This window comes from Pseudomonas sp. FFUP_PS_473, from assembly GCF_002858665.1.
GTDB classification, from domain to species: domain Bacteria; phylum Pseudomonadota; class Gammaproteobacteria; order Pseudomonadales; family Pseudomonadaceae; genus Aquipseudomonas; species Aquipseudomonas defluvii.
In genome coordinates this window covers 1-16,183 of the sequence record NZ_PJQQ01000036.1, presented here as the reverse complement: position 1 = coordinate 16,183, position 16,183 = coordinate 1, and the positions used below count along the sequence as shown (strand labels likewise).

15 protein-coding genes are annotated in these 16,183 nt (G+C 59.7%); 8 read left to right on the top strand and 7 right to left on the bottom strand.

Annotated features, from left to right (window positions below):
* Positions 1–69: 69 nt before the first annotated feature.
* The gene (locus tag CYD26_RS20425) at positions 70–1,560 is read left to right on the top strand and encodes an aldehyde dehydrogenase family protein (protein WP_102053482.1); all 1,491 of its coding nucleotides are present in this window, start codon (positions 70–72) and stop codon (positions 1,558–1,560) included.
* Between the two features lie 107 nt (positions 1,561–1,667).
* Positions 1,668–2,954: an FAD-binding oxidoreductase gene (locus CYD26_RS20420; RefSeq protein ID WP_102053481.1), complete on the top strand. Its 1,287-nt coding sequence runs from the start codon at positions 1,668–1,670 to the stop codon at positions 2,952–2,954.
* Here the strand turns inward: CYD26_RS20420 and CYD26_RS20415 are convergent.
* From CYD26_RS20415 to CYD26_RS20400, 4 genes are all read right to left on the bottom strand, one after another.
* A complete protein-coding gene (locus CYD26_RS20415) occupies positions 2,951–4,381 on the bottom strand; it encodes a mechanosensitive ion channel family protein (RefSeq protein ID WP_102053480.1) in 1,431 nt (476 codons plus the stop codon). The two genes, CYD26_RS20420 and CYD26_RS20415, sit on opposite strands and share 4 nt — an antisense overlap.
* A 142-nt stretch (positions 4,382–4,523) precedes the next feature.
* Positions 4,524–6,017, bottom strand: a complete 1,494-nt coding sequence (locus tag CYD26_RS20410; RefSeq protein ID WP_102053479.1) for a YifB family Mg chelatase-like AAA ATPase — start codon at positions 6,015–6,017, stop codon at positions 4,524–4,526.
* Positions 6,018–6,210: 193 nt separating this feature from the next.
* Positions 6,211–7,689, bottom strand: coding sequence for an APC family permease (locus tag CYD26_RS20405; RefSeq protein WP_102053478.1), 1,479 nt, complete (start codon positions 7,687–7,689; stop codon positions 6,211–6,213).
* 55 nt (positions 7,690–7,744) lie between these two features.
* Positions 7,745–9,238: an aldehyde dehydrogenase gene (locus tag CYD26_RS20400; RefSeq protein WP_065758064.1), complete on the bottom strand. Its 1,494-nt coding sequence runs from the start codon at positions 9,236–9,238 to the stop codon at positions 7,745–7,747.
* 244 nt (positions 9,239–9,482) lie between these two features.
* Here CYD26_RS20400 and CYD26_RS20395 point away from each other — a divergent pair, with 244 nt between their 5' ends.
* From CYD26_RS20395 to CYD26_RS20385, 3 genes are all read left to right on the top strand, one after another.
* A complete protein-coding gene (locus CYD26_RS20395; protein ID WP_102053477.1) occupies positions 9,483–10,238 on the top strand; it encodes a FadR/GntR family transcriptional regulator in 756 nt (251 codons plus the stop codon).
* Complete coding sequence (locus CYD26_RS20390) at positions 10,235–10,960, top strand: cache domain-containing protein (protein WP_099773276.1); 726 nt, start codon at positions 10,235–10,237, stop codon at positions 10,958–10,960. Before CYD26_RS20395 ends, CYD26_RS20390 begins: the two co-directional genes overlap by 4 nt.
* A 78-nt stretch (positions 10,961–11,038) precedes the next feature.
* Positions 11,039–11,524, top strand: a complete 486-nt coding sequence (locus tag CYD26_RS20385; protein ID WP_065758061.1) for an ester cyclase — start codon at positions 11,039–11,041, stop codon at positions 11,522–11,524.
* A gap of 103 nt (positions 11,525–11,627) precedes the next feature.
* Here the strand turns inward: CYD26_RS20385 and CYD26_RS20380 are convergent, their stop codons facing one another.
* The 3 genes from CYD26_RS20380 to CYD26_RS20370 all read right to left on the bottom strand — a co-directional run bounded on the left by CYD26_RS20380 (position 11,628) and on the right by CYD26_RS20370 (position 13,146).
* Positions 11,628–12,359: a hypothetical protein gene (locus CYD26_RS20380; RefSeq protein WP_102053476.1), complete on the bottom strand. Its 732-nt coding sequence runs from the start codon at positions 12,357–12,359 to the stop codon at positions 11,628–11,630.
* Positions 12,356–12,604 carry a hypothetical protein gene (locus CYD26_RS20375; protein ID WP_065758059.1) on the bottom strand — a complete coding sequence of 83 codons (249 nt, stop codon included), beginning with the start codon at positions 12,602–12,604 and terminating at the stop codon, positions 12,356–12,358. Before CYD26_RS20375 ends, CYD26_RS20380 begins: the two co-directional genes overlap by 4 nt.
* 266 nt (positions 12,605–12,870) lie before the next feature.
* Positions 12,871–13,146, bottom strand: coding sequence for an accessory factor UbiK family protein (locus CYD26_RS20370; protein ID WP_102053475.1), 276 nt, complete (start codon positions 13,144–13,146; stop codon positions 12,871–12,873).
* Positions 13,147–13,554: 408 nt separating this feature from the next.
* Between CYD26_RS20370 and glnK the strand changes: the two genes are divergently transcribed.
* The 3 genes from glnK to sutA all read left to right on the top strand — a co-directional run bounded on the left by glnK (position 13,555) and on the right by sutA (position 16,054).
* Complete coding sequence (glnK, locus tag CYD26_RS20365; protein WP_002555808.1) at positions 13,555–13,893, top strand: P-II family nitrogen regulator; 339 nt, start codon at positions 13,555–13,557, stop codon at positions 13,891–13,893.
* Between the two features lie 41 nt (positions 13,894–13,934).
* Positions 13,935–15,266 carry an ammonium transporter gene (locus tag CYD26_RS20360; RefSeq protein ID WP_065758057.1) on the top strand — a complete coding sequence of 444 codons (1,332 nt, stop codon included), beginning with the start codon at positions 13,935–13,937 and terminating at the stop codon, positions 15,264–15,266.
* Positions 15,267–15,733: 467 nt separating this feature from the next.
* Positions 15,734–16,054, top strand: coding sequence for a transcriptional regulator SutA (sutA, locus tag CYD26_RS20355; RefSeq protein WP_099773278.1), 321 nt, complete (start codon positions 15,734–15,736; stop codon positions 16,052–16,054).
* Positions 16,055–16,183 lie beyond the last annotated feature (129 nt).

Here is a 16,183-nt window from a genome sequence, read left to right as displayed (position 1 = left end):
CAGAGTAATCGGATTAATACTGACCTCCGTCATTGAAATCAACTACTCATCGTATGCAGGAGAACAAAAATGGTTGATGGACTGCTTGATCGCCTGGGTGTACCGGCCAGCGCCTACACCAACGGCAACCATCCCATTCACACCCCCATCGATGGCAGCGTCATTGCCTCGGTCCACCTGGAGAGCAAAGCCCAGGTCGTGGGCAAGATCGACCAGGCTGAAAAAGCCTTCCAGGCCTGGCGCAATGTCCCAGCGCCACGCCGTGGCGAGTTGATTCGTCTGTTCGGCGAAGTGCTGCGTGAGCACAAGGCGCAGCTCGGCGAACTGGTGTCTGTCGAAGCGGGCAAGATCACCCAGGAAGGTCTGGGTGAAGTACAGGAAATGATCGACATCTGCGACTTCGCTGTTGGCCTGTCGCGTCAGCTGTACGGTTTGACCATCGCATCCGAACGCCCAGGCCACCACATGCGTGAAACCTGGCACCCGCTGGGTGTGGTCGGCGTGATCAGCGCGTTCAACTTCCCGGTTGCAGTCTGGGCGTGGAACACTGCGCTGGCCCTGGTCTGCGGTAACGCCGTAGTCTGGAAACCGTCGGAGAAGACGCCGCTGACGGCCCTGGCTTGCCAGGCCCTGTTCGAGAAAGCCCTGAAAACCTTCGGCGATGCACCGGAAGGCCTCAGCCAGTTGATCGTCGGTGACCGTGAAGCGGGCCAGGTACTGGTCGACGACCCACGCGTGCCCTTGGTCAGCGCTACCGGCAGCACCCGCATGGGCCGCGAAGTCGGCCCACGTGTGGCCGCACGCTTCGGTCGCAGCATCCTCGAGCTGGGCGGCAACAACGCCATGATCCTGGCGCCAAGCGCCGACCTGGACCTGGCTGTGCGCGGCATCCTGTTCAGTGCCGTTGGTACTGCTGGCCAGCGTTGCACCACGCTGCGTCGCCTGATCGTGCACCGCTCGATCAAGGACGAGGTGGTCGCACGCGTCAAAGCCGCCTACGGCAAGGTACGTATCGGTGACCCACGCAAGGACAACCTGGTCGGCCCGCTGATTGACAAGCAATCCTTCCAGGCCATGCAGGACGCCCTGGCCCGTGCCCGTGACGAAGGCGGCACGGTATTTGGCGGCGAGCGCCAACTGCAGCAGGACTACCCGAACGCCTACTACGTGGCCCCGGCCATTGTCGAAATGCCGGCCCAGAGTGAAGTCGTGCGTCACGAAACGTTCGCGCCGATTCTGTATGTGCTGGCCTACGACGAGTTCGAAGAAGCCCTGCGCCTGAACAACGAAGTGCCACAAGGCCTGTCCTCGTGCATCTTCACCACCGACCTGCGTGAAGCCGAGCGCTTCCAGAGTGCGGCCGGCAGTGACTGCGGCATCGCCAACGTCAACATCGGCACCAGCGGTGCAGAGATCGGTGGCGCTTTCGGTGGCGAAAAGGAAACGGGCGGTGGCCGTGAGTCGGGTTCCGATTCCTGGAAGGCCTACATGCGTCGTCAGACCAACACCGTGAACTACTCGCGTGAGCTTCCGCTGGCGCAGGGTATTGTGTTCGACTGATAGCCACTCAGGCCCTCGTCGCCGGTAACGCCTGCCTCTAATGGGCGCAGGCCTTGCCGGCGATGGGGTTTCCACCGACTAAAAAGATCAATAAAGCGGAGCCGACCATGACCGACCTGCGTCAAGAGTGTCTATGGGAGTTCGTTACACCGGCGGCGGCCCCGTCTGCCGAGTTGAGCGCGGACATCAAGGCCGATGTGTGCATCATCGGCGGCGGTATTACAGGTTTGTCCGCTGCGATCCATTTGCTCGAGCAAGGCAAGCGCGTGGTGCTGCTGGAGGCCTGGAAGATCGGCCACGGCGGCTCGGGACGCAACGTTGGCCTGGTCAACGCAGGCACCTGGATTCGTCCGGATGACGTTGAAGCGACCCTTGGCCAGCAACAAGGCAGCCGCCTGAACAAGGTACTCGGTGAAGCGCCGGCCGAGGTGTTTGCCACCATCAAGCGTCTGGGCATCGATTGCCAGGCCCGTAACGAAGGCACGCTGCACATGGCACACAATGCCAACGGTGTGGCCGATCTCGAGGCACGGCATGCCCAATGGAGCCGCCGTGGTGCCGACGTCGAGCTGCTCACCGGGGCTCGTTGCCAGGAATACTGCGGTACCGACAAGATTTCCGCCGCGCTGCTCGACCGCCGCGCCGGCACCATCAACCCGATGGGTTACACCCGTGGCCTGGCTGCTGCCGTGGCGCGCCTGGGCGGGCAGATTCATCAGCAGTCCGCAGTTCAGGGGCTGGAGCGCGAAGGCAGCGCCTGGCGGGTCAAGACCGCCAAGGGTTCGGTCTGCGCCGACAAGGTCATCATCTCCACCGGTGCCTACACCGAAGGTGACTGGACCGACCTGCAGCGCAACTTCTTCCGTGGTTACTACTATCAGGTAGCCTCGGTGCCGCTGACCGGTGCCGCAGCGGACAACGTGCTCAAGCATGGTCAGGGGTCCTGGGATACCCGCACCGTGCTCAGCAGCATTCGTCGTGACGATCAGGGCCGTCTGCTACTGGGCAGCCTGGGGCGGGTCGACAACAAACCGACCTGGTTCATCCGCAGCTGGGCCGACCGCATCCAGAGCCATTACTTCCCGCAACTGGGCAAGGTTGAATGGGAAATGCACTGGACCGGTTGTATCGACTTCACCCCCGATCACCTGATGCGGCTGTTCGAGCCGGCCCCGGGCATTGTGGCGGTAACCGGCTACAACGGGCGTGGCAACACCACCGGCACAGTGATTGGCAAGGCGTTCGCCGAGTACCTGCTCAAGGACAACCCGGACGAACTGCCGATTCCATTCTCGCCGATGAAACCGGTGACGGGCGCTTCGCTGCGTACCGGCTTCTACGAGACCGGGTTCTCGCTGTACCACGCCGGCCAGTGCCTGCGAGTCGTGCTTTAGTGCGGCTTTAGCCAGCTCAGGAAGCCGCCTTTCTTGACCGCAGCCGGTCGCTGTAACAACAGCGACTGGCTGGCTTGCTGACGATGGCGCTGCAACTTGCTCAGCGCGCTTTTCACCTCTTCGCGTTGCTCCAGGCAACTGCGTACGGCGGTTTTCTCGATTCGGTAGAGCAGGCAGTTGGTCAGGCTGCGGAACTCCGCATTGGAGTCGTTGCCGTCCAGCAGGCCCTCGGCCCCGAGAATTTCCCCCGGCCCCATCCGTCCGGCTTCGACACTGCGCTCCCCGTCGCGAATTGACGCCGAGACCACCCCCGTACCGATCACCAGCAGGTAATCAGAGGCCTCATTGAGCCCCAGAATCACCTGATCGGCCAGGTACTCAACCGGCATCATGCGTTGGCTCAGGCTGTCCTTTTCCTCATCACTCAGCGAGCGAAAAATGCGCACATCTTCCAGCAAACTGCGCTGACGGCTCCAGGGCTTGGGCACTGCGTCCGGGTTCCAGTTGACCCCGGCGGCTTCCAGATGGCGGTGGGCGAGGTCGAACAGGTAATTGCGCACGTCGGTTTTCTTGTCCATGGCCGCGACGAAACCACTGGCCTCGTACTCCACCGATTCCAGGCTGACGCTCTTCACCGTGGCCTTGGCTTTGGGCATGGCGAGCAGGGCGCTGGTGCCCTGCAGGGCCTTTTCCAAGGCATCGAGGACGCGTCGCGGGCGAATCTGCGAGGGCACCACGACACTGATCGATACCCCATGAACATCGTTCGGGCGGCTGAAGTTCAACAGCTTGGCCTTGGCCGCCACCGAGTTTGGAATCACCGCCATACTGCCGTTGGCCGTGAGCAAACGGGTTGCGCGCCAGTCGATATCCAGCACCTTGCCTTCGGTGCCGTCGATGGAGATCCAGTCATCGATTTGATAGGGCCGTGTGGTGTTCAACACAATGCCGGAGAACACATCGCTCAGGGTGCTCTGCAAGGCCAGGCCGACGATGATCGCCATCGCGCCCGAGGTGGCCAGCAGGCCCTTGACCGGCAACTGCATGACGTAGGCCGCCGCCGCAACGATAGCGATCAGGAAAATGACCGCCCCCAGCACATCCTGCAACAGCCGGCCGGTATGCCCGCTGCGAGCAATCAACATCAACCCGAGCACCACCGTCAACGTACGCGCGGCGAACAGCCACCAGACGATCTCCAGCACGGTTGCCAGTAAATTGCGCGGTACATCCTCAACCCAAGGGGCCGGTTGCAGTGGGCTCATCCCTGCACTGATCAACACCCAGCTGAACAACAGAAACGCCAGCAAACGTGCCGCCGTACGCGCATTGCGCCGCTCCGCCGGAATCGCGCGCCAAAGCAGCAGGTCGATCAGCAGCAGGGTCGTGCCGATCAGCAAGGGCCAGTTGTGGATAAGTTCAAACATGCGTGTCTCGGCTCGGTGAGCTGCTGAAAGTAAAGAGCAGAATCCGGGGAAATCCAGAGCGATCTGGGGGAAGCTTGCGTGCGAGAGCATCCGTGAGGTATCCGGCGGTGCGCGGTCTTTGTATCGCTACCAAGCGCTCGCCTTACTGCGTTGCCGGACGATACTGCAGGGCTTCGGCTAGGTGTGCGCGGCTGATCTGCTTGGCCTGCTCCAGGTCTGCGAGGGTGCGCGCCACTTTGAGCAAGCGGTGGGCCGAGCGTAATGACAGGGTCAGGCGTTCGCAGGCGCTTTCCAGCCAGCGTTCGTTGGTGGTGGATAACGGGCAATGCATGCGCAGGCCGGGCAGGTCGAGGAAGGCGTTGGCGCAGCCTTGGCGTTGTTGCTGCAGTGCGCGGGCGGCGGCGACCTGGGCGGCAGCGTTGGCGCTGTTGTCGTCACTGTGGACGGTTGGGGCCAGCGCCGTGGCTTCGCGGGCAACGGTCAGGTGCAGGTCGATACGGTCCAGCAGCGGGCCGGAGAGTTTGTTGCGGTAACGCTGGACCTGCTCGCTGCTGCAGCGGCAGCGCCCGTTCGGGTCGCCCAGGTAGCCGCAGGGGCAGGGGTTCATCGCCGCTACCAGTTGGAAGCGCGCCGGGAAACGGATTTTGTCACGAGCCCGGGCGATCACGATTTCGCCCGATTCCAGGGGTTCGCGCAGCACCTCAAGTACACGCCGCTCGAACTCCGGCAGTTCATCGAGAAACAGCACGCCATGATGGGCCAGGGTGATTTCACCGGGTTGCGGTCGGCTGCCACCGCCCACCAGTGCCGCCCCCGAGGCCGAGTGATGTGGGTGGCGAAACGGGCGCTGAGGCCAGCTGTTCAGCGGTACCGGGCTGGCCACCGACTGGATCGCCGCTACCTCCAGCGCTTCCCGCTCGTCCAGTGGTGGCAACAGGCCGGGCAAGCGGCTGGCGAGGAGCGTCTTGCCAGTGCCGGGCGGGCCGCTGAACAACAGGTTATGCGCCCCGGCTGCGGCCACCAGCAATGCGCGTTTGGCGGCAATCTGGCCTTGCACTTCACTCAGGTCGGGGTAGGGCCGGCTTTGCAGGATCAGGCCGTTGGCGCGGTAAGGCGAGAGCGGCTCCTGAGCGTTGAAATGCCCGACCAGTTCCAGCAGGTGTTCGACGGCGAATACGGTGAGCCCGGAGGCCATGCAGGCTTCTTCGGCATTTTCCTTCGGCACCACCAGCGCCCGTCCGGCATCGCGTGCGGCCAGCGCTGCTGGCAACACACCCTGCACCGGGCGAATCGCCCCGGACAGCGCCAGTTCGCCAAGGCACTCCACGTCATGCAGCGCCATGATGGGGATCTGCCCGTTGGCAGCGAGAATGCCCAGCGCGATGGCCAGGTCGAAGCGTCCGCCATCCTTGGGCAGGTCAGCAGGGGCGAGGTTGAGCGTGATTCGTCGGGCAGGAAACTCCAGGCTGGAGTTGAGTATCGCACTGCGTACCCGGTCTTTGCTTTCCTTGACCGTGGCTTCGGGTAGCCCAACCAGGGTGAGCGTGGGCAGGCCGTTGGCCAGGTGCGCCTCGACGGTAACGGCCGGGGCCAGCACGCCAACCTGGGCGCGGCTGTGAACGATAGCAAGAGACATGTTCGCTCCATGATCAGTACGGGGCCGCGCCCTGCGGCTAAGGCAAGGATAGTGGGGTAGGGCAGGGATGCCGGATGTAGAGTGATGCTGGAGATTGCGGGGCAGGTAGCAGGTCACGTCTGATACCTGCCCCGAAAAACAACGAAGGCCGTGCATTGCTGCAAGGCCTTCGTTTTTTAAGCGTACCAAGGCGCTACTTTTTGTGTAGCTCCCACGCATCGGCAAACGGCGCCGTGCCTTTGTCGTATGGCTTGAACAGGGTCATGTAGAGCAAGCCGAAGACGATCACGACGGCGGCGGTCAGCAAGATGCCGTAGTTGCTGTACCAAGGCGCATCCGGGGTACGCGGCCAGGACATGTTGGCGACCGCCAGCAAGCCGTAGACCAGCGCCAGGATGTTCACGATCCAGCCCCAACCGCCAAGGGTGAATTGACCAGCTGGTTTCCAGCCGCGGATTCGAGCGAACAGCGCCCCGCCCACGATCATCTGGAAGGACAGGTAAATGCCAATGGCTGCGAAGCTGACGACGATCGCGATGGCGTTCTCCAAGAAGAAGCCTGCGCAGACGATGAATGCCGGGATCACACCGCAGGTGATCAGTGCAGCCGTTGGCACACGTGTCGTCGGCGAAAGACGCTTGAGTACATTGCTGCCCATGACCATTTCGTCCCGTGCAAAGGAGTAGAGCAACCGGCTGGCGGCAGCCTGCAAGCTCAGTACGCACGACACGAAGGAGATGGTGATGACCGCAGTCACGACGCGCCATCCGGTTGGCCCGAACGCATTGGCCATGATGGTGGACATCGGGTCTTTGTCATCGCCGGAGAGCACTTTGGCGATGTCCGGGACCGCCAGAATCAGTGCCAGTGCCGCAAAAATCGCGGCACCACCACCAATGTAGATGGTCATGCGCATGGCCTTGGGAATGCGTTTGCTCGGGTTGGGGGTTTCTTCCGCGACGTCGCCGCACGCTTCAAAGCCGTAGTAGAGGAACATGCCTGCCAGCGATGCGGTCAGGAATGCGGGCCAGTAGCTGCCGTCGATGCTGATGTCGAAGGTATTGAACAGCACCGAGAACGGCTGGTGGCGTTCGAAGATCAGCAGGTAGCCACCGATGACAATGGCGCCCAGCAGTTCGCAGATAAAACCGAACATGGCCACTTTTGCCAAGAGGCTGGTCCCGCTCAGGTTCAGCACGGTGGCCATTGCGGTGAGCGCCAGCGCGATCAGGGTGTTGGTCACCGGGCTGGGCTCGAAGCCCAGCATGGCGGCAATGTAGGGCCCTGCGCCCAGCGATACGGCAGCAATGGTCACGCACAATGAGACGGAATAGATCCAGCCCACCATCCAGGCCCAGCGCTTGCCCACCAGGCGACGCGCCCACGGATAAACGCCCCCGGAGATCGGGAATTGCGAGACGACTTCGCAGAAGATCAGGCACACCAGCATTTGCCCGAGACCGACCAGTAGGTACGACCAGAACATTGGCGGCCCGCCCGCCGCCAAACACAGGCCGAACAGCGTATAGACGCCGACCACCGGGGAGAGGTAGGTGAAGCCCAGGGCAAAGTTTTCCCAGAGGCTCATGCTTCTTTCAAAGTTGGACGTGTAGCCAAGCGCCCTTAACTGGGCGGCATCGCTATCAGCCATGGAAAATTCAGAGCTGTTCATGTTGTTGTCCTGAAAAGTGTGTCCTGCCGGCTGTTTTTGCTGTTGTCTTGCTGCCTTACAACTTGATCCAGGTGGCCTTCAGTTCGGTGTACTTGTCGAAGGCATGCAGCGACTTGTCACGGCCATTGCCCGACTGTTTGAAACCACCGAAGGGCGCGGTCATGTCACCGCCGTCGTATTGGTTGATCCAGACGCTACCGGCGCGCAAGGCCTTGGCGGTCAGGTGGGCTTTGGAGATATCGGCGGTCCAGATGGCCGCGGCCAGGCCGTACGGGGTGTCATTGGCGATCCGGATGGCATCGTCGACGTTGTCGAAGGCGATCACCGACAGCACGGGGCCAAAGATCTCTTCCTGAGCGATCTTCATGGCGTTGCTGACGCCGTCGAAGATGGTCGGTTCAACGTAGGTACCACCGGTTTCCTGCAAGATGCGCTTGCCGCCGGCTACCAGTTTGGCGCCCTCGGTATGGCCCGACTCGATGTACGAGAGCACGGTGTTCATCTGCTGGGTGTCGACCAGCGCGCCAACGGTGGTCGCCGGGTCCAGTGGGTTGCCTGGCTTCCAGTACTGGAGGGCCTCGATCACCCGTGGCAGGAAGGCGTCCTTGATCGAACGTTCTACCAGCAGGCGCGAGCCGGCGGTGCACACTTCGCCCTGGTTGAAGGCGATGGCCGCGGCAGCAGACTCGGCAGCGGCTTGCAGGTCCGGGGTATCGGCGAAGACGATGTTCGGGCTTTTGCCGCCGGCTTCGAGCCAGACGCGTTTCATGTTGGATTCGCCAGCATAGATCATCAGTTGCTTGGCGATTTTGGTTGAGCCGGTGAACACCAGTGTGTCGACGTCCATGTGCAGGGCCAGCGCCTTGCCGACGGTGTGGCCGAAGCCTGGTAATACGTTCAGCACGCCCGCCGGAATGCCTGCGTCAATCGCCAGCTGGGCAATGCGAATGGCGGTCAGCGGTGATTTTTCCGAGGGTTTGAGGATTACCGAGTTGCCGGTGGCCAAGGCCGGGCCCAGTTTCCAGCAGGCCATCATCAACGGGAAGTTCCACGGCACGATGGCGACCACGACACCGACCGGTTCGCGTGTTACCAGGCCCAATTGATCATGGGGGGTTGCCGCCACTTCGTCGTAGATCTTGTCGATCGCTTCGCCGCTCCAGCTCAGCGCTTGCGCTGCTTGCGGCACATCGACCGCCAGTGAGTCGCTGATCGGCTTGCCCATGTCCAGGGTTTCCAACAGCGCCAACTCGTCGGCGTTGGCCATCAGCAGGTCGGCGAAGCGCACCATGATCTGCTTCCTGTCCGCTGGCGCCATGCGCGACCAGACGCCAGAATTGAACGTGGCGCGAGCAACGCTGACAGCATGGTCGGCGTCGGCGGCCGTGCAACTGGCGACTTTGGTCAGCAGTCGACCGTCGACCGGGCTCAGGCAGTCAAACGTTCCGCCTTCGATCGCGTGGGTGTATTCCCCACCGACAAAGGCCCGCCCTTCTATCTTCAGTTCTCGTGCCCGGGTTTCCCATGTGCTTAGCGTTGGATTCGTCATGATCTGCCATTCCTCTGTGTCGATGCCAATGGCCCCTCAGCGCTATCGGTGAGTCGCGGAGCCGGGCTGCCTAGTAAACATTTAAAACCATATCTTATGAATTTGAGCCTGCCAATTGACCTGTCGTTTTTGCCTAAAAACGACATTTGAGCGACTGATTTTTGTTTGGCTTGTGCATTCCTGTTGAGTTTTTAAGCCGATATGGCTAAAAGAAAACTGGTTTCATATTTTTAGTGGCGAGTAGATGACTCAACTGAACAAAGTGAACCGCCTGTCCCTGTTGCAAGTCAGCCAGGAGGGCAAGCCCGAGGAAGTGGCTCGCCGACTGATCGAGGTCATTGAGCTGGGGCTGATTGGTGAAGGTGAGCAGTTGCCCAGTGAGAGTGAACTGGCGACTCGCTTCGGCGTGGCGACCGTGACATTGCGCGACGCGTTGGCGATTTTGCGTCAGCGGGGTGTTGTTGCAACCAAGCGCGGCAGAAACGGCGGCAGTTTCGTCTGTGCCCCTGTGGAGGTTTCCGATGACTTCCTCAAGGCCAGGCTCAGTGCGATGAGTTCGCTGGAGCTTCGCGACCTGTGCGACGAGCAAATCGCTATTTCGGCTACTGCCGCAGGCTTGGCGGCCAGCCGATCTACCAGTGCCCAGCATCAAAGGCTGGAGCATTTCGTGACGGCGCTCCAAGAGGCCACGACCCGAAGCGAGCTTCGCCGGGCGGATGCACGATTTCATATCGAGGTTGCGGTTGCTGCGCAGTCGGTGCGATTGACGCACGCAGAAATGCGCCTTCAGTCCCAAATGGGCGAGTTGCTATGGATCTCTATGGCGGACGCTCACAAGAGTACGGTCATTGCGGAGCACCGGGCGATCCTGCAGGCCGTGATGGCCGGTGAGTCTAATCTGGCCAGTGCGCTGACAGAGGCTCATGTCAAAGAGGGCATAAAACGCCTGATGGATTTGCGCTACGCACTGCTTGAGCTGCAAGAGGCTACATCACCATGATCACAGTCGAACAAAACGAAGAGCTTCATCAGTGTGCCCAGCGATTGGAAGCGATCTTCTGCACCCTGTTCGAGCAATTGAACAGCTTGGCCGGGGAGGTGGTAACGGTCTGGGAGGCGCTGGATGCCGAAGGGCGGAAGCCGACCTCCAAAGACCTCGCTTTTCTTCAGGCGACCATTGAAGCGCGGCTGTTGGCAAACGACAGCTATATCCACGGGACGGGCGTGGTGCTGGAGCCGGGTGAGCTTGCGGACCAAGAATTGTTTCTTGAGTGGTTCTACCGCCCCTCCAGCGGCAAAGTCGCCCCGATGATGCTGAACTTCAATCGTCAAAGCGAGAGCTTCTACAATTACCAGGGCATGCCTTGGTTTACGCGCCCCAAGCTGACGGGTGAAGCGTCGGTCGAGGGGCCATTCGTGGACCTGTACGGTACAGAGCTTTACATACTGGCCTTCTCCGTTCCGATTGTTGCCAAGGGGCATTTTGTCGGCGTTGCCGCAGCGGATATCGCCCTGCACGAATTCGATCAGTTGCTCACCCGGTGCCTGCTGCGGATGAAGAACGAGGCGTTCATCATCAATGCTGAAGGCCGAATCGTTGCCGCCAATTCGGCCAACTGGTTCGTGGGGAACATTGCCAGCCGCCCTGCAGCTGCCAACGTGCGAAAGCTTGAACCGTTATCGATCGAGTGGTCATTGGTTGAACTGCCAACGCCGCGATAGGCCGTGGCCTACCCTCAACGCACCACTGATACCTGTTTCCGTTTCTACCACAACAGCAATAATCGAAGAGGAAATACCATGCGTCGACTGTCGATACGTCTCGTTAGCCTCCTTTGCATGCTCTTGTTCGCCCAGTTGTCGATTGCAGCGGAAAAACAGAGCACCCGGAGCATCATCGATGCTTACATGAGTGCCTGGAACAAGCATGACCCCAATGCGGCGGCGCAGTACTTTGCTGAAAACGGGGAGTTTCTGGATGCGTCCGTAGGGATCCCTCAAGTCGGCCGGGAAACGGCCCGGGATAAAGTCATCAAGCTGTTTATCGATGCCGTGCCGGATTTGAAGTGGCAGATGGTTGGCGAGCCGATCATTGAAGGCGACAACATTGCCTTTGAATGGCAGTTCGATGGCCATAACACCGGTGCCTGGGCACCTGAAACCCCTGCGACCAACAAGCCGTTGAGTTTCAAAGGGGTCAGCTTCATCCGCCTGAAGGATGGCAAGATCGCGACGCAGCATGATTACTACGATGCGTTGTCGTTCAACAAACAGTTGGGCTGGTAAGCGGGCCGCGAGCGGGGCTAGACAGCCCCGTTCGCAATTTTCTGCCAGACGTTTCTGAACAAGGTTGGCGGGCCGTTGCTCTGTTGCGCCGGACTTTTATGCGCTAGGTCGAGACTTTGTCTACATAGGCAGTCATGAACCAATCCGGCATTTCTTCTGTTCGGAACTGTAACGCTGTTCCATCTGTAATCTCGGCAAGTAACACCAGATCAGGACCAGAGTTGTCAAAAATATAGGCACGATTTGCTGCAGCTATTGCCGATGGCAGCAGATCCAGGCAGCGTGAGTAGCGCTGGATGATTTTGTCCTTTGGAACGTTATGGCCACCGGAGTCTACGCGGATCTTGACCCGGTTAATATTGATGTACGGGTCTTCTGTGGCCACGAAGTAAAGGTAGGTTCTATACCCTAGTGCTTTTGCTTTCAGCATGAACTCGATTTTGTCCTTTGAGGACATTACTGTCTCGAATGTAAACGAGAGGCATGCCTGAAGGAGTTTGTTTCTGATGAAGTCGGACGCCACGGAGGCAAAGTAGGAGTTTATCTGAACAGACCGAAAGTCCAGGCAGTTGTTACTGACGGTAAGTTTGCTGGCCTGTTCGGTCAGATTGGCGTTCAGAATCAGTCGATGATTCAGAAAAAAATCCAGAACATCCGATGGTTCGACCTCTAGCTGAAAGTCACTAAATGACAGGAGGCCACTTTCGTTTGCCGTCTTTTCGATTTCGTCAGGATTGATGTAGATCCCAATCAGATGATGCGGAATTGCGCTCTTCATGGTGCTTTTTCCGGAACCGTTGGGGCCGGCAAAGACACGCAGACGAGGGACTTTCATGAAACCCTGCGCACGTTAATTACAGATCCAACGCTCACTTTATGTTTGGGCTTGGTTGAGCAGATCACTTTTCGATCACCGTCCGCAGAGGTCTCGACGATCATGCCGTCCACTACCTCCGCCACAGCACGACCCGAACCCAAAGCATTGATATAGGCAGAGCTGATAGCACCCGCAGCCATACCTGGGATCTTGTCCTCTAGGCAGTTCAGGAGGTCTTCATTCAGTGCTTTGTCGGCTTTCATGTCTGCTCCGTATGGTCAGGGCGTGTGCTCTGCTCATCATCTTAGCCCCGCGTCTCAGGCTTTGACAGCATGGCTCTGTATAGGCTGCCACTCGCTGTCAGACGCTTCTGAAGCATGCCCTATCCGGGGGTGTTGTTATGTTGCGCTCGCCTTCTGCGCTGGTGAATGGATGGCTGGGGTTACTGGGGTGTCGCGCAGTCGCCGGTAAGGCACCTCACACCTGTAGGTGTCGGCCTTGCTGGCGATTAGCTGCTGCGCGTGAGTGATTACTGCTCGGTGGTTGTTTCTACTGGCGGGGTCATCCGCGCTTCCAGTTCCAGCACTTTGGCTTCCAGCGCCTCGAGGCGGGCGCGGGTACGGGCCAGTACCACCATCTGGCTGTCGAACTCTTCGCGGCTGACCAGTTCAAGCTTGCTGAAACCGCTTTGCAGCAGCGCCTTGAACTGGCTTTCCAGTTCACTGCGAGGCTGTGAGGTGTCGCTGCTGAAAAGGCGCGAGGCATGGTCGCTCAGGGCATCGAGAAAGGCTTTGGGCGCGAGCATGGGCAGTATCCAGAAAATTCCACAAGGCCGGCAGTGTATCACGCAAGGAAACCGGGCTCGCATTGCACACTTTTTGCGCATCGCGGCGCAATGCCGCGCACCGTAGTTGTGCGCCCGAACCTTGCTGGCGAATGGCCAAACTGACCGGGTTGCCGTAAGTCGTTGTAATTGGTGAATTTGTCGGACATGGCAAGGTTTCTGCTTAGACCACTGTGACCCATGCACCGATGCTGTCGCTGTGACGATGCAGTGCGCAAATGGAGCGAAGGACGTGTTTCGTAAGACGTGGTTTGTGGCGTCGGCTTGAGGATGAGTGGTCGACGACGCGTTACAAAGCCAAGCGCTGCGCTTAGACTTGAGTCGGGTTTGTTTTCCTGGGGCAAGTCCACCAATTCGGGAGAAAGTTTCATGAAGCTAGTCACTGCCATCATCAAGCCGTTCAAATTGGACGACGTGCGCGAGTCGTTGTCTGAAATCGGCGTGCAGGGCATTACCGTTACCGAAGTCAAAGGTTTCGGTCGGCAGAAAGGCCACACCGAGCTGTATCGCGGTGCGGAGTATGTGGTCGATTTCCTGCCCAAAGTGAAGATTGATGTCGCCATTGACGACAAGGATCTGGACCGGGTCATCGAAGCCATCACCAAGGCGGCCAATACCGGCAAGATCGGTGACGGCAAGATCTTTGTGGTGAATCTGGAACAGGCTATCCGTATTCGTACCGGCGAAACCGATACCGACGCGATCTAACAAAAAGCCGCCCCAAACCCAACGCCCCAGGAGATAACATCATGACTCTGCGTCAGTTCGCAGGGCTAGGAGCCCTTTTGTCCCTCGTAATGCCTGGCCTGGCCCTGGCAGAGGACGCAGCACCTGTGCTCAACTCCGGCGATACCGCCTGGATGTTGACCTCTACAGCCTTGGTGCTGTTCATGACCATCCCCGGCCTGGCGCTGTTTTACGGCGGCATGGTGCGGTCCAAGAACGTCCTGTCGGTGATGATGCAGTGTTTCGCGATCACTGGCCTGATCAGCATTCTCTGGGTCGTTTATGGCTACAGCATGGCGTTCGATACCACCGGTATGGAACAGGGCGTAGTCAACTTCAATTCTTTCGTCGGCGGCATGTCCAAGGCGTTCCTCGCCGGTGTGACGCCATCGAGCCTCACCTCCGCGACGGCGTTGTTTCCGGAAGCCGTGTTCATCACCTTCCAGATGACCTTCGCGATCATTACGCCGGCTCTTATTGTCGGTGCCTTTGCCGAGCGCATGAAGTTTTCGGCCATGCTGATCTTCATGGCCATCTGGTTCACCGTGGTCTATGCGCCTATTGCGCACATGGTCTGGAGTGGCAGCGGCGGCCTGATGTGGGACTGGGGCGTGCTGGACTTCGCGGGCGGCACCGTGGTGCATATCAACGCCGGTATCGCCGGCCTGGTGGCTTGCCTGGTGCTGGGCAAGCGTAAAGGCTTCCCGATCACCCCAATGGCGCCCCATAACCTGGGTTACACCCTGATGGGTGCGGCCATGCTCTGGGTCGGCTGGTTCGGCTTCAACGCCGGCTCTGCCGCCGCCGCCAATGGCACCGCCGGTATGGCCATGCTGGTCACCCAGATTGCCACTGCCGCCGCTGCGCTGGGCTGGATGCTTGCCGAGTGGCTGACGCACGGTAAACCAAGCGCTCTGGGTATCGCTTCGGGTGTGGTTGCAGGCTTGGTAGCCATCACCCCGGCCGCTGGCACTGTAGGCCCGATGGGGGCGCTGGTGATCGGCCTGGTGGCTTCGGTGATCTGCTTCTTCTGCGCTACCAGCCTCAAGCGCAAACTGGGCTATGACGACTCGCTGGATGCCTTCGGTGTACACGGCATCGGCGGTATTGTCGGCGCGCTCCTGACCGGTGTGTTTGCTGCGCCGTCCCTGGGTGGTTTCGGCACCGTCGAGGACATCGCCGCGCAAGTCTGGATTCAGGCCAAGGGCGTAGGCTTTACCGTGATTTACACCGCAATCGCCACCTACGTGATCCTCAAGGTTCTGGACCTGGTCATGGGCCTGCGGGTCAACGAAGAAGAAGAGTCGGTCGGCCTCGACCTGGCTCAGCACAACGAGCGTGGTTACGCACTGTAATCGCCAGAAAAAATCTGCCCGGTTCGCCGGGCATTTTTTTGCCTGCGATTTGAGCCGGAAATTACACGCAAACGGTTTCCTCAAATACTTGCGCAGGTACTGCCCTGAAGCGTTTGCCCTTAAGCACAAGACTTACAGGCAACAAGGATATTTAGACACTTTGTTTTTTCCCACAGCACGCTAGAATGCGCGCCGAAGGGTGCTTATCAGTGGTCCGCACACTTCGGTACCCTTTGCTAGGCTTGTCAATGGGCATGCCCATGACGCCAGGGTGGGCCGGCTCGGTGTCGCCGGTGGCTCTTTACTTTTTGTCGGGCTCGGTGTGTGTCGGGCTCGCATGGCGCTTGCCGGTAGGGCGAGCGTTGCAGGTGATGGGGCTTCATCACCTTTGAATTTTGCCCGGCGGCTGCGCTATTTGCGCCGCGGGTCCATAACTAATGTGCTTTTCGCAAGTCATGAGGTAGAACATGAGCGACGACGATCTGGAAAATGATGACCTCGAAGTAGGCGACGAAGACGAAGGCGACGAAGGCCTGGAAGCCGCTGCCGAAGACGTGGCAGACGACGGTGACGACAGTCCCGTACCGGTCGCCAAAGGCAAATCCAAGGCGGCTGTCTCGGTTGACGAGATGCCAAGCATGGAAGCCAAGCAGAAAGAGCGTGATGCCTTGGCCAAGGCCATGGAAGAGTTCCTGGCTCGCGGTGGCAAGGTGCAGGAAGTTGAGCCGAATGTGGTCGCTGACCCGCCCAAGAAGCCGGACAACAAATACGGTAGCCGCCCTATCTGAGTGGTTGTCGTAACAAAAAGCCCGCTGTCGCTGCGGGCTTTTTTGTGTGCGCTGTCCCGTCCTGAATAAGGTTTACACCTTCTGACCTTTCCTCAGGAGGATTCAATGGATTCGGGCAAAAGGCGCAGC